Here is an 11914-nt window from a genome sequence, read left to right as displayed (position 1 = left end):
GTAGTTCCCTCGGGCTACACCGCGTCCGCACTGCGCGGTTCTTTCTTCCCTTGCAGTGACGCAATCAGCGGGCAGGAAACGTTCCCCTTCCGCGCATGGCAGGCGCACACCAAATCAGACAGCACGGCCTCCATGCGCGCCAGGTCAGCCATCCTCTCGCGCACGTCCTTGAGCTTGTGCTCGGCCAGGCTGCTGGCTTCCTCACAATGGGTGCCATCCTCCAGCCGCAGCAGCTCGGCGATCTCATCCAGGCTGAAGCCCAACCGCTGGGCTGATTTCACGAAGCGCACCCGCGTTACATCCGTCTCGCCATAGCGGCGAATGCTGCCGTAAGGCTTGTCCGGTTCCGGGAGCAAGCCCTTGCGCTGATAGAACCGGATGGTCTCCACATTGACCCCGGCCGTCCTGGCGAAAACGCCAATGGTCAGGTTCTCCAAATTGTTTTCCATATCGCTTGACTCCGTACATAACTACGGAAGTAAGCTTAAGCTATCCAATTCAGATTCGAAAGGACAAACGTATGTCTGAACCTCAAAACGGGCGCGGCGCGCTCTTCACTGGCGGGCTGGCCGCCATCCTCGCCTCGGCTTGCTGCCTCGGGCCGCTGGTTCTGATCGCCTTGGGGTTCAGCGGCGCTTGGATCGGCAACTTGACGGTGTTGGAACCCTATCGCCCCATCTTTATCGGCGTGGCGCTGGTGGCGTTGTTCTTCGCCTGGCGGCGCATCTACCGGCCGTCAGCCGCCTGCAAACCGGGTGAGGTTTGCGCGATTCCCCAAGTGCGAGCTACTTACAAGCTCATTTTCTGGGGCGTGGCCGTGCTGGTTTTGGTCGCGCTCGGATTTCCCTACGTCGTGCCATTTTTCTATTGATCACAGGAGTTCACCATGAAAAAGCTGCTTTCCGCCCTTGCCCTCGCTGCCGTTGTTGCCCCCGTGTGGGCCGCCACCCAGACCGTTACGCTGTCCGTACCGGGCATGACCTGCTCGGCCTGTCCGATCACTGTCAAGAAGGCGATTTCCAAGGTCGATGGCGTCAGTAAAGTTGACGTGACCTTCGAGACGCGCGAAGCGGTGGTCACCTTCGATGATGCCAAGACCAGCGTGCAGAAACTGACCAAGGCTACCGAGGATGCGGGCTACCCATCATCAGTCAAGAACTGATCATGAAAGACCCGAAGACACTGCTGCGGGTCAGCATCATTGGCACAACCCTCGTGGCGCTGTGTTGCTTCACCCCTGTTCTGGTCATTTTGCTCGGTGTGGTCGGCTTGTCCGCGCTGACCGGCTATCTGGACTATGTGCTGCTGCCTGCGCTGGCGATTTTCATCGGCTTGACCATCTACGCCATCCAACGAAAACGCCAAGCCGATGCCTGCTGCACCCCGAAATTCAATGGAGTAAAAAAATGACCGAAATCACCGTGAATGGCATGACCTGCACATCCTGCGCCACCCATGTCAAAGATGCTTTGGAAAAGATTCCCGGCGTGAATGCCGCTGTGGTGTCCTATCCAGAAAGCCGCGCGCAAGTCATGGCAGACACCGCCGTGAGCCACAACCAACTGCTGGCCGCCATCGCCGCATTGGGTTATCAAGGCTCGATCCGGGTTGGTGATTTCAAAGATGAACCAAAAATCCGTGATGCACTTGAGGGCGCCGGTTTGCATATCGCCATCATTGGCAGCGGCGGGGCCGCGATGGCGGCGGCGCTGAAGGCCGTCGAGCAAGGCGCGACGGTCACGCTGATCGAACGCGGCACCATCGGCGGCACCTGCGTCAATATCGGCTGTGTGCCGTCCAAGATCATGATCCGCGCTGCCCATATTGCCCATCTGCGCCGGGAAAGTCCGTTCGACGGCGGTATTGCGGCAACTGTGCCTGCGATTGACCGCAGCAAACTGCTGGCCCAGCAGCAGGCCCGTGTCGATGAACTGCGGCACGCCAAATACGAAGGCATCCTGGACGGCAATCCAGCCATCACCGTTTTGCACGGTGAAGCGCGTTTCAAGGACGACCAGAGCCTGGTCGTCCGTTTGAACGAGGGTGGCGAGCGCGAGGTAACGTTCGACCGCTGCCTGGTCGCCACCGGTGCCAGTCCGGCCGTGCCGCCGATTCCGGGCCTGAAAGAGTCACCCTACTGGACTTCCACCGAAGCGCTTGTCAGCGACACCATTCCCGCACGCCTGGCCGTGATCGGTTCGTCGGTGGTGGCGTTGGAACTGGCGCAAGCCTTTGCCCGGCTCGGCAGCCAGGTCACGATCCTGGCACGCAGCACCTTGTTCTTCCGGGAAGACCCGGCCATCGGCGAGGCCGTGACAGCCGCTTTCCGCGCCGAGGGCATCGAGGTGCTGGAGCACACGCAAGCCAGCCAGGTCGCCCATGTGAACGGCGAATTCGTGCTGACCACCGGACACGGTGAATTGCGCGCTGACAAGTTGCTGGTTGCCACCGGTCGGGCACCGAATACGCGCAGCCTCGCGCTGGACGCGGCGGGGGTCACTGTCAATGCGCAAGGGGCCATCGTTATCGACCAAGGCATGCGCACGAGCAACCCGAACATCTACGCGGCCGGCGACTGCACCGACCAGCCGCAGTTCGTCTACGTGGCAGCGGCCGCCGGCACCCGTGCCGCGATCAACATGACCGGCGGCGACGCAGCCCTCAATCTGACCGCGATGCCGGCAGTGGTGTTCACCGACCCGCAAGTCGCCACCGTGGGCTACAGCGAGGCGGAAGCGCACCACGATGGCATCGAGACCGACAGTCGCACGCTGACACTCGACAACGTTCCGCGAGCGCTTGCCAACTTCGACACACGCGGCTTCATCAAGCTGGTCATCGAGGAAGGTAGCGGACGGCTCATCGGCGTGCAGGCGGTGGCCCCGGAAGCGGGCGAACTGATCCAGACGGCGGTGCTCGCCATCCGCAACCGCATGACGGTGCAGGAACTGGCCGACCAGTTGTTCCCCTACCTGACAATGGTCGAGGGGTTGAAGCTTGCGGCGCAGACCTTCAACAAGGACGTGAAGCAGCTTTCCTGCTGCGCTGGATAAAAAAAGGAGGTTTTCAATGAGCGCCTACACCGTGTCCCGGCTGGCCCTTGATGCCGGGGTGAGCGTGCATATCGTGCGCGACTACCTGCTGCGCGGATTGCTGCGTCCGGTGGCGTGCACCCCGGGCGGCTATGGCCTGTTCGATGATGCCGCCTTGCAACGGCTGTGCTTCGTGCGGGCGGCCTTCGAGGCGGGCATCGGCCTGGACGCGCTGGCGCGGCTGTGCCGGGCGCTGGATGCTGCGGACGGCGATGAAGCGGCCGCGCAGCTTGCCGTTCTGCGCCAGTTCGTCGAGCGTCGGCGCGAAGCGTTGGCCGATCTGGAGGTGCAGTTGGCCACCATGCCGACCGAGCCGGCACAGCACGCGGAGAGTCTGCCATGAACAGCCCCGAGCGCTTGCCGTCCGAGACGCACAAACCGATCACCGGCTACCTGTGGGGCGCGCTGGCCGTGCTCACCTGTCCCTGCCATTTGCCGATTCTCGCCATTGTGCTGGCCGGCACGACGGCCGGCGCGTTCATCGGAGAGTACTGGGGTATCGCAGCCCTCACGCTGACCGGTTTGTTCGTCCTGTCTGTGACACGACTGCTGCGGGCCTTCAAAGATCGATCATGAGCGCTTCCCATTGAGACAAACCACGCTGTCGCTACGTTGCCTCATGCCGGCATCAAATTCGGCTGAGTAGCTTCTCGCCATCTGGACGTAGCTCACCCTTGGGTGAAACATGCCGATACAGGGTCTGCCGCGTGACGCCAAGTTCCTGGCACAGGTCGCCGACCTTGGTCTCTGGCTGACCCATTGCCGCCATCGCCAGCCGCAGCTTGGCGGCGGTCATCTTGAACGGCCGGCCGCCTTTCCGCCCGCGCGCGCGGGCCGAGGCTAGGCCGGCAATCGTGCGCTCCGCGATCAACTCGCGCTCGAACTCGGCCAGGGCGGCGAAGATGCCAAAGACCAGCTTGCCGGCGGCGGTCGTGGTGTCGATGGCCGCGCCGTGCCCGGTTAATACCTTCAAGCCGATGCCGCGCCCAGTCAGGTCGTGCACGGTGTTGATGAGATGTCGCAGGTCGCGTCCGAGCCGATCCAGTTTCCACACGACCAGTGTGTCGCCAGTTCGCAACGCCTTCAGGCAGCTCGTCAAGCCGGGCCGATCCTCGCGCATGCCGGATGCCTGGTCCTCGTAAAGATGTACTGGATCGACCCCGGCGGCAATCAGCGCGTCGCGCTGCAAATCGGTAGCCTGGGAGCCGTCCGCCTTCGATACCCGCATGTAGCCTATCAGCATGTCGTACCTGTCACATATACGTTCGATTATGTGACAGTGTGAGCCGGAAAGCTCTATCCGTCAAAATTTGTCACTTAACCCGTCATTTTGTTTAAGACATGCAAAGGGTGCATCAGGCAGGTAATGTGACAGAAATTCCGGCGGGATGCCTTCCTTCACGAAGGTGGCGCGCAACCGTTCCAAGGAAGCGGGATCGCGCCGACCATAGGAAGCCAACGCGAACAGCGAGCGTGCCGTCTCGGGGTTGTGTCGCGCTTCAATGATGGCCTCGTCGATGGCCTGGACTGCACGCTGCCAGTGATTGATGGGCTCGGGCTTCGGCGCTTTCGTCGGCAGGCCACTGGTGAACCCGGTTTGGGGCTCGGACCAGAATAGCTTTGCCTGCTCGCCTGGCGGGCTGATGTCCCTCACCTCAATCAAGCTGATTGCCGTTGCCGCCGCCTCCAGCATCTGTAACCGTACTATCGGATTCAGGGTTTCATACGGTCGCCACAGACTTTGCCCAGCACGCAGCGGATGCCCGCAGCCTTCCCAGACTTGGCGGGGATACCCCGCGCAGGTTCCGCACGCGGAAAGCGGGGTGTTCAGCTCATCGAGCAGCGTGCGAAGAAGTCGAAACCACAATCCGGCGTGGATGCGTCGGCGCGGCAGCTCCACGTGACCGGTTGTCAGTGCCTGCCAGGTACGCTGGTCCATCGCCGCAATCGCGTCGCTGGCGGTGCGCGGTTCGGCGTCGGCGTTCTCCCAGCCGAGAAACCGCCCTGGCACGCCCCAATAGGATTCCAGCCAGCAGCCATGCAGCGGGCAGCTCAGCATCAGGGGCAGCTTCCACGCGAGCAGTACGGCTTGGTTCTCCGGATCGCTCAGGCAGAGCGGACAGGCGCGGTTTATCGGCTGGCTGGGCAGCCAGGCACGCCAGCTCGTGATGGATCGCGTCTTACGGCGGAGTCTTGGCAGCAACACCGAGAGCTGAAACGCATAGGTTTCCAAGGCGTCTGGAATCTGGTCATCAAGGCTGTCCAGTAGCCAAGGCACCCATCCGGCGAAACTCATACAGCGCAGCCGGTCCAGCTCGATGCCGCTCCGCTGGGAAAGCAACGCCAGCAGCGAGAGTGGTGGCGCGGTGTCCAGGTCATCGACCTGGCCGTGACCAAGATCGTGCTCCAGCAGGTCGGGCTCCTCCATGTGATAGCAAAGGGCCACGCGGTTGAGCCATGAGGACAGCGCCTCGCCTTCTTTCGGGGCGGGATGCAGCGGCCAGCGCGGCGCAGGCTTCACATCAGTTCCCGCTCGAATTGCCGCCGCCGCTCGCTGGGTCCGGTGTAAACGGCCATGCTGAGTGTGCGATGGTTGATCGCTTCCTCGCCGCTCTCCACGGCGACGATGGCCGCCGCCATCAGCAAGTGCGCCAGTTCCCCTATGGTGCCCTCGCTGCGTGTGAGCAGGTAGCGAGCCATGTCCAGCGTGGCAATTGGGGAAGGCCGGCGCAGCGGGAGCGAAGCGGCGAAGCTGGCCAGTAGTGAGCAGCAATCGTCGTTGGCCTCCCATACCGGCAGCATCATCGGCTCGAAGCGATTTTCCAACTGGTCATCGGAGCGGATGGCTAGGTAGGCGTCGCGCGTGCCTACCCCAACCAACGGGATGCGCAGTTCGTTGCCGAGGAAGCGCAGCAGGTTGAGGAATTCCCGGCGGTTGACGCTGTTGCCGGCCAGCACGTTGTGCAGCTCGTCGATCACCAGCATGCGCACGCCGACCTTGCGCAGCAGTGCCAGAGCCAGTTGCTCCATTTCCGGCAACCGTGGGCGTGGGCGCAGCGGCGCGCCCATCGCGGCGAGCAGCGCGACGTAGAAGCGGATCACGGACGGCTCGGACGGCATCTGCACGACCAACACCGGGATGTGCTCCTGGTCGGCGTCGGAGCTGGCCGGGTGGGTGCGGCGGAACTTCTCGACGATCATCGACTTGCCATTGTTGGTCGGGCCAACCAGCAGCAGGTTGGGCATGCGTTGCTTGTTTGGCCACGCATAAAGGGCTTCCAGCCGGTTCAGCGCCTCGACTGCGCGCGGATAGCCGATCCAGCGGTCGGCGCGAAGGCGCTGGATGCGCTCGTCCGCCGGAAGACGGGCCAAGCCCTGGGCCGCCGGCAGCAGGTGGGACAGGTCGATGATGGGATATTCGTCCACGGCTACCACTCCTCAATCTGGTCGAACGGTTTGGCGGGTGGCAAGTTGTCTGCCTGCGGGTCGGCAATATCCGTATCCGGCGGAACGGGCTTGTCCGGCCGAGCTGATGTCTTGAGGTGCTGGCGGCGATCCGCGTCACGCCGCGCCTTGCGTGTGGCCTTCTGCGCGCTGGTCACAATCTCACGCATCTGGCCGATCATGCGGAACAGCGCCGACTCATCCACCTGTTCGCGCCCTTGCTGCCGCAGTTTCGCCAGCGCCTGCCGTTGTTCCCAGAGGGTGACAGCCGGATGCGACAAGGTACGGTAGGGAATTTCCAGGTAATGCTGTCCCTCCGGTTCCAGGACCCAGATACGGCTGATGTCGCGCGGATCGCGCCGGATCAGAAAGGACGGCCAGCGTTCACGCCGCGCAATCCACGGCTTGAGCGCATCGGCGTAGTAGTGGATGTGGTCGATGACAAAGCCGGTGCGGGTCAGCGTGCGCCGGAGGATCGGCAGAAAATCGACCAGGAACGAAGTAGCGCGTGTGACGACGGCCGGTACGCCGACACGCGCCACGGCCTCGGCCCAGCGCGCGGCCGGCGGTTGGAGCAGGCCGTTGTGCACCGAACCGTGGTAGGTGCCGACCGCCAATGTGAGCCAGCGCTCTAGCTCGCGCAGCGTCAGGGCGGCCTTGTTTTCGGAATCGTAGTCGCCGCGCTGGTCAGGGTTGGAGAAGGTCGTTCCCGGCAGTTCGTCGTGAATCATCTGCATCGCCGTGCCGATGATCCGTTCCACGATGCCGCCATAGTGCGGCTGTCCCAGCGGGCGATAGTCCAGCCGGATGCCATGCTGCTCGCAACCCCGGCGCAGGGCCTCGCTCTTGAACTCGGCCGCGTTGTCTAGGTAGAGCAGCAAGGGCTTGCCGCTCATCTGCCAATCCATTTCCACGTTCAGTCCTTCCAGCCAAGGGCGCTTGTCGCAGGCGACATGCACGAGGCACAGGCCAACCGAAACGGCAGACGGCGCTTCCAGCGTGACGACCATGCCGAGCACGCAGCGGGTGAACACGTCGATGGCGAGGGTCAGGTACGGGCGGCCAATAGGTTGCCGGTCGCGGTCATCGACCACGATCAGGTCGATGACCGTATGGTCTATCTGCACCTGCTCCAGCGGCGCGGTCACGGCAGGAGGCTCGCCGCCCACACCTTGTAGGTCACGAGCGGCATCCTGGCCTTCCCGCCGGCGGATGACCTTGCGCGGGTCAAGGCTAGCGATCCGTAAGGCCACGGTATTGCGCGCCGGCACTCGCAGTTTTTGAGCCTTGCACACCTGAGTGACTTCGCGGTGAAAGGCCGCTAGGCTGCGCTTCTGCTTGGTCAGGAACCGCTTTTGCAGTAGCTCGTGGATGACGCGCTCGACCGGTTCCGGCAAGCGCCCCTTACCTTTACCTCCACCGGACTGGCCGGGCACCAGATCCGTCACGAGGCCGCTGCCTTGCCGGGCACGCCGGATCAGAACGTATACCTGGCGCCGAGACAAGCCCAGCGCCTGAGCCGCCATATCGGCCGCTTCGTGCCCGACCGTCTCCGACTGCGCCAACGGACTGATGATCTCCGCACGACGGCGCGCACGCTCCCAAGCCTCATCAGGCAGAGTGGCCACGCCTTGTTCTGGAATCCGTGGGGTGTCCGTCGCCATGCTCACCTCGCTTTGGTGCACACGAGTATTGAGCATAGTCGAGATTGGTGCAGATCACTTCTGATATTGAACTGTCAGGAGCTGGCTGCACAACAGCCATTACGCCCAATCAACTGGTGCAGTCGTCTTCTGAAAATGACATCGGGCTTCGCTACTGCAGAGGAGGTCCGCTCACTAACGGGCGGACCCTCGGGGGCTCCGCCTTACATGTTGGGGTAGTTCGGTCCGCCGGTGCCTTCCGGAGCCACCCAGGTGATGTTCTGCGCCGGGTCCTTGATGTCGCAGGTCTTGCAGTGCACGCAGTTCTGCGCGTTGATCTGGAACTTCTTCTCGCCGTTTTCCTGGGTGACGATCTCGTACACCCCGGCCGGGCAGTAGCGCTGCGCCGGCTCGTCGTACAGCGGCAGATTCTTGCCCAGCGGGATCGAGGCATCGGCCAGCCTCAGGTGGCAGGGCTGGTCTTCCTCGTGGTTAGTGTTGGAGAGGAACACCGAGGACAGCTTGTCGAAGCTCAGCTTGCCGTCCGGCTTGGGGTAGTCGATCTTCTGCGATTCGGCAGCCGGCTTCAGGCAGGCGTAGTCCGGCTTGTTGTCGTGCAGGGTCAGCGGGATCTTGCCGCCGAACAGGTTCTGGTCGACGAAGTTGAACGCGCCGCCGAGGATGGCGCCGAACTTGTGGATCGCCGGGCCGAAGTTGCGGCTGCAGAACAGTTCGTCGTACAGCCAACTGCTCTCGAACGCCTTGACGTAGTTGTTCAGCTCGTCGCCGCCCTCGCGGCCGACGCCCAGCGCCTCGACGATCGCCTCGGCGGCCAGCATGCCGGACTTCATCGCAGTGTGGCTGCCCTTGATCTTGGCGAAGTTGAGGGTGCCCAGATCGCAGCCGATCAGCGCGCCGCCGGGGAAGACCATCTTCGGCAACGAGTTGAGGCCGCCCTTGCAGATGGCGCGGGCGCCATAGCTGATGCGCTTGCCGCCTTCCAGGTACTGCCTGATCACCGGATGGTGCTTGTAGCGCTGGAACTCGTCGAAGGGCGACAGGTGCGGGTTGCTGTAGGCGAGGTCGACGATCAGGCCGACCACCACCTGGTTGTTCTCCAGGTGATAGAGGAACGAGCCGCCGGGGTTGTCGTCGTTCAGCGGCCAGCCGGCGGTGTGCACCACCAGGCCCTGCTCGTGCTTGGCCGGATCGATTTCCCACAGTTCCTTGATGCCGATGCCGTAGTGCTGGGCGTCGGCCTGGGTGTCCAGCTTGTACTTGTTGATCAGCTGCTTGCCGATATGGCCGCGGCAGCCTTCGGCGAACAGCGTGTATTTCGCGCGCAGTTCCATGCCGGGGGTGTACAGGCCGTCCTTCGGCTTGCCCGCGTGGTCGACGCCCAGATCACCGGTGACGATGCCGCGTACCACGCCCTGGTCGTCGATCAGCGCCTGCTGGGCGGCGAAGCCCGGGTAGATCTCGACGCCGAGGTTCTCGGCCTGCTGGGCCAGCCAGCGGCACAGGTTGCCCAGCGAGATGATGTAGTTGCCTTCGTTGTGCATGGTTTTCGGCACGGCGAAGTCGGGGATGCGGGTGGCGGCGTCGGCATTCTTGAACAGGTAGATGTCGTCGCGCTTGACCGGGGTATTGAGCGGCGCGCCGAGGTCCTTCCAGTCGGGGAACAGTTCGTTGAGCGCACGCGGCTCGAACACCGCGCCGGAGAGGATGTGGGCGCCGACTTCGGAGCCTTTCTCCACCACGCAGACGCTGAGCTCCTGGCCGGCTTCGGCGGCCTTCTGCTTCAGTCGGCAGGCGGCGGACAGTCCGGCGGGGCCGGCGCCGACGACGACGACGTCGAATTCCATGTATTCGCGTTGCATTTGTGACCTCAAATTTCTTCGCAGAAAACCTGCAGGCAAAAAAATGGGCAACCCGGTGAGTTGCCCATGCCCTCAAACACACGATCGGTGCCGGGGCCAAATTTGCGGCTTCTGCCGCGTGGGGGATCAGTCGAGCAAATTGGTCAGTTCCGGCAGTGCTTCGAACAGGTCACCGACCAGGCCGTAGTCGGCAACCTGGAAGATTGGCGCCTCGTCGTCCTTGTTGATCGCCACGATTACCTTGGAGTCCTTCATGCCGGCCAGGTGCTGGATGGCCCCGGAGATGCCCACGGCGATGTACAGTTGCGGCGCGACGATTTTGCCGGTCTGGCCGACCTGCATGTCGTTGGGCACGAAGCCGGCGTCCACCGCGGCACGCGAGGCACCCACGGCGGCGCCGAGCTTGTCGGCCACGCTGTAAAGCAGCTGGAAGTTGTCGCCGTTCTGCATGCCGCGGCCGCCGGAGACGATGATCTTGGCGCAAGTCAGCTCGGGACGCTCGGACTTGGCCAGCTCCTCGCCGACGAAGGCGGAGACGCCGGCATCGCAGGAGGCGCCGATGGCCTCGATGCTGGCGCTGCCTCCCTGGGCGGCCACGGCGTCGAAGCCGGTGCCACGCACGGTGATCACCTTGATGGCCGCCGAGGACTGCACGGTGGCGATGGCGTTGCCGGCGTAGATCGGCCGCTGGAAGGTGTCGGCCGAGACGACCTTGACGATCTCGGAGATCTGGTCGACGTCCAGCATGGCCGCGACGCGCGGCAGGTAGTTCTTGCCGTGGGTGGTGGCCGGGGCCAGCACGTGGCTGTAACCGCGGGCCAGTTCGGCCACCAGCGGCGCCAGGTTCTCCGGCAGTTGGTTAGCGTAGGCCGGGGCATCGGCGAGCAGCACCTTGGCCACGCCGGCGACCTGGGCGGCCGCTTCGGCCACCGTGCCACAGCCCTGGCCGGCGACCAGCAGATGGATGTCGCCACCGATCTGTTGGGCGGCGGCCACGGTGTTGAGGGTGGCGGCGGCCAGGGCGACGTTGTTGTGTTCGGCAATGACGAGAATGGCCATCAGATCACCTTCGCTTCGTTCTGCAGTTTCTCGACCAGCTCGGCCACCGACTTGACCTTGATCCCGGCCTGGCGGGCAGCCGGTGCTTCGACCTTGAGGGTCTTCACGGTCGAGGCGGTGGAGACGCCCAGTGCCCCGGGGGTAAGCACGTCGAGCGGCTTCTTCTTGGCCTTCATGATGTTGGGCAAGGAGGCATAGCGCGGCTCGTTGAGGCGCAGGTCGGTGGTGACGATGGCCGGCAGGTTGAGGGCCACGGTCTGCAGGCCGCCGTCGATCTCGCGGGTGACGTTGACCTTGTCGCCATTCACCTCGACCCTGGAGGCGAAGGTGCCCTGGGCGAAGCCGGTGAGGGCGGCGAGCATCTGGCCGGTCTGGTTGTTGTCGCTGTCGATAGCCTGCTTGCCGGTGATCACCAGCTGCGGCTGCTCTTGGTCGACCACGGCCTTGAGCAGCTTGGCCACCGCCAGGGAGCTCAGCTCGTCATTGCTCTCGACCAGGATGGCGCGGTCGGCGCCGAGGGCCATGGCAGTGCGCAGTTGTTCCTGGGCGGCGGTCGGGCCGACGGAGACGGCGACGATTTCAGTGGCCATGCCTTGCTCTTTCAAGCGCACGGCTTCTTCCACGGCGATCTCGCAGAAGGGGTTCATGGACATTTTCACATTGGCGAGGTCAACGCCGGAGTTGTCCGCCTTGACGCGGACTTTGACGTTGTAATCGACCACGCGTTTGATGGCGACGAGGATTTTCATGGCAGCCTCCAGAAAGGGAAGAGGGCCGGAGCGGCAAAGGCGACTCC

At 63.6% G+C, this 11914-nt stretch carries 14 protein-coding genes; 6 read left to right on the top strand and 8 right to left on the bottom strand.

Annotated features, from left to right (window positions below):
* Positions 1–14: 14 nt before the first annotated feature.
* Positions 15–449, bottom strand: a complete 435-nt coding sequence (gene merR / locus ACX3YD_RS32250; protein ID WP_000429838.1) for an Hg(II)-responsive transcriptional regulator — start codon at positions 447–449, stop codon at positions 15–17.
* Between the two features lie 71 nt (positions 450–520).
* On the opposite strand from merR, the gene merT reads away from it, so the two are divergent.
* The 6 genes from merT to merE are packed head-to-tail and all read left to right on the top strand — an operon-like array spanning position 521 to position 3668.
* The gene (gene merT / locus ACX3YD_RS32245; RefSeq protein WP_001294667.1) at positions 521–871 is read left to right on the top strand and encodes a mercuric ion transporter MerT; all 351 of its coding nucleotides are present in this window, start codon (positions 521–523) and stop codon (positions 869–871) included.
* Positions 872–886: 15 nt separating this feature from the next.
* Entirely contained in the window at positions 887–1162 is a 276-nt protein-coding gene (merP, locus tag ACX3YD_RS32240; protein ID WP_000735441.1) for a mercury resistance system periplasmic binding protein MerP, read from the top strand.
* A gap of 2 nt (positions 1163–1164) precedes the next feature.
* Complete coding sequence (merF, locus tag ACX3YD_RS32235; RefSeq protein ID WP_000654684.1) at positions 1165–1410, top strand: mercury resistance system transport protein MerF; 246 nt, start codon at positions 1165–1167, stop codon at positions 1408–1410.
* Positions 1407–3053 carry a mercury(II) reductase gene (gene merA / locus ACX3YD_RS32230; RefSeq protein ID WP_000136268.1) on the top strand — a complete coding sequence of 549 codons (1647 nt, stop codon included), beginning with the start codon at positions 1407–1409 and terminating at the stop codon, positions 3051–3053. The genes merF and merA overlap by 4 nt, the downstream gene beginning before the upstream one ends.
* A gap of 16 nt (positions 3054–3069) precedes the next feature.
* Entirely contained in the window at positions 3070–3435 is a 366-nt protein-coding gene (gene merD, locus ACX3YD_RS32225) for a mercury resistance co-regulator MerD (RefSeq protein WP_003465059.1), read from the top strand.
* The gene (gene merE, locus ACX3YD_RS32220; RefSeq protein ID WP_001087809.1) at positions 3432–3668 is read left to right on the top strand and encodes a broad-spectrum mercury transporter MerE; all 237 of its coding nucleotides are present in this window, start codon (positions 3432–3434) and stop codon (positions 3666–3668) included. Before merD ends, merE begins: the two co-directional genes overlap by 4 nt.
* A gap of 52 nt (positions 3669–3720) precedes the next feature.
* On the opposite strand, the gene ACX3YD_RS32215 is transcribed toward merE, so the two are convergent.
* From ACX3YD_RS32215 to ACX3YD_RS32185, 7 genes are all read right to left on the bottom strand, one after another.
* The gene (locus ACX3YD_RS32215; protein WP_000904941.1) at positions 3721–4335 is read right to left on the bottom strand and encodes a recombinase family protein; all 615 of its coding nucleotides are present in this window, start codon (positions 4333–4335) and stop codon (positions 3721–3723) included.
* A 60-nt stretch (positions 4336–4395) separates the two neighbouring features.
* A complete protein-coding gene (locus ACX3YD_RS32210; RefSeq protein WP_006122485.1) occupies positions 4396–5613 on the bottom strand; it encodes a TniQ family protein in 1218 nt (405 codons plus the stop codon).
* On the bottom strand, positions 5610–6518 hold the full coding sequence (locus tag ACX3YD_RS32205) for a TniB family NTP-binding protein (protein ID WP_003155746.1): 909 nt from the start codon (positions 6516–6518) through the stop codon (positions 5610–5612). Before ACX3YD_RS32205 ends, ACX3YD_RS32210 begins: the two co-directional genes overlap by 4 nt.
* Positions 6519–6520: 2 nt before the next feature.
* Positions 6521–8200 (bottom strand): Mu transposase C-terminal domain-containing protein, encoded by a 1680-nt coding sequence (locus ACX3YD_RS32200; protein ID WP_000179844.1) that lies wholly within the window; start codon positions 8198–8200, stop codon positions 6521–6523.
* A 203-nt stretch (positions 8201–8403) separates the two neighbouring features.
* A complete protein-coding gene (locus ACX3YD_RS32195) occupies positions 8404–10059 on the bottom strand; it encodes an electron transfer flavoprotein-ubiquinone oxidoreductase (protein ID WP_023662934.1) in 1656 nt (551 codons plus the stop codon).
* Between the two features lie 126 nt (positions 10060–10185).
* A complete protein-coding gene (locus ACX3YD_RS32190) occupies positions 10186–11118 on the bottom strand; it encodes an electron transfer flavoprotein subunit alpha/FixB family protein (RefSeq protein ID WP_023049107.1) in 933 nt (310 codons plus the stop codon).
* Entirely contained in the window at positions 11118–11867 is a 750-nt protein-coding gene (locus ACX3YD_RS32185) for an electron transfer flavoprotein subunit beta/FixA family protein (protein WP_023049108.1), read from the bottom strand. The genes ACX3YD_RS32190 and ACX3YD_RS32185 overlap by 1 nt, the downstream gene beginning before the upstream one ends.
* Positions 11868–11914: the final 47 nt, after the last annotated feature.

It is taken from the genome of Pseudomonas fluorescens group sp. PF-1 (genome assembly GCF_054481335.1).
The sequence above is the reverse complement of the archived record's forward strand: the minus strand, read 5'-3'. Positions and strand labels throughout refer to the sequence as shown.

Coding starts and splice junctions, on each gene's coding strand:
- merR (WP_000429838.1), bottom strand. CDS start 449: ATGGAAAACAATTTGGAGAACCTGACCATTGGCGTTTTCGCCAGGACG.
- merT (WP_001294667.1), top strand. CDS start 521: ATGTCTGAACCTCAAAACGGGCGCGGCGCGCTCTTCACTGGCGGGCTG.
- merP (WP_000735441.1), top strand. CDS start 887: ATGAAAAAGCTGCTTTCCGCCCTTGCCCTCGCTGCCGTTGTTGCCCCC.
- merF (WP_000654684.1), top strand. CDS start 1,165: ATGAAAGACCCGAAGACACTGCTGCGGGTCAGCATCATTGGCACAACC.
- merA (WP_000136268.1), top strand. CDS start 1,407: ATGACCGAAATCACCGTGAATGGCATGACCTGCACATCCTGCGCCACC.
- merD (WP_003465059.1), top strand. CDS start 3,070: ATGAGCGCCTACACCGTGTCCCGGCTGGCCCTTGATGCCGGGGTGAGC.
- merE (WP_001087809.1), top strand. CDS start 3,432: ATGAACAGCCCCGAGCGCTTGCCGTCCGAGACGCACAAACCGATCACC.
- ACX3YD_RS32215 (WP_000904941.1), bottom strand. CDS start 4,335: ATGCTGATAGGCTACATGCGGGTATCGAAGGCGGACGGCTCCCAGGCT.
- ACX3YD_RS32200 (WP_000179844.1), bottom strand. CDS start 8,200: ATGGCGACGGACACCCCACGGATTCCAGAACAAGGCGTGGCCACTCTG.
- ACX3YD_RS32195 (WP_023662934.1), bottom strand. CDS start 10,059: ATGCAACGCGAATACATGGAATTCGACGTCGTCGTCGTCGGCGCCGGC.
- ACX3YD_RS32190 (WP_023049107.1), bottom strand. CDS start 11,118: ATGGCCATTCTCGTCATTGCCGAACACAACAACGTCGCCCTGGCCGCC.
- ACX3YD_RS32185 (WP_023049108.1), bottom strand. CDS start 11,867: ATGAAAATCCTCGTCGCCATCAAACGCGTGGTCGATTACAACGTCAAA.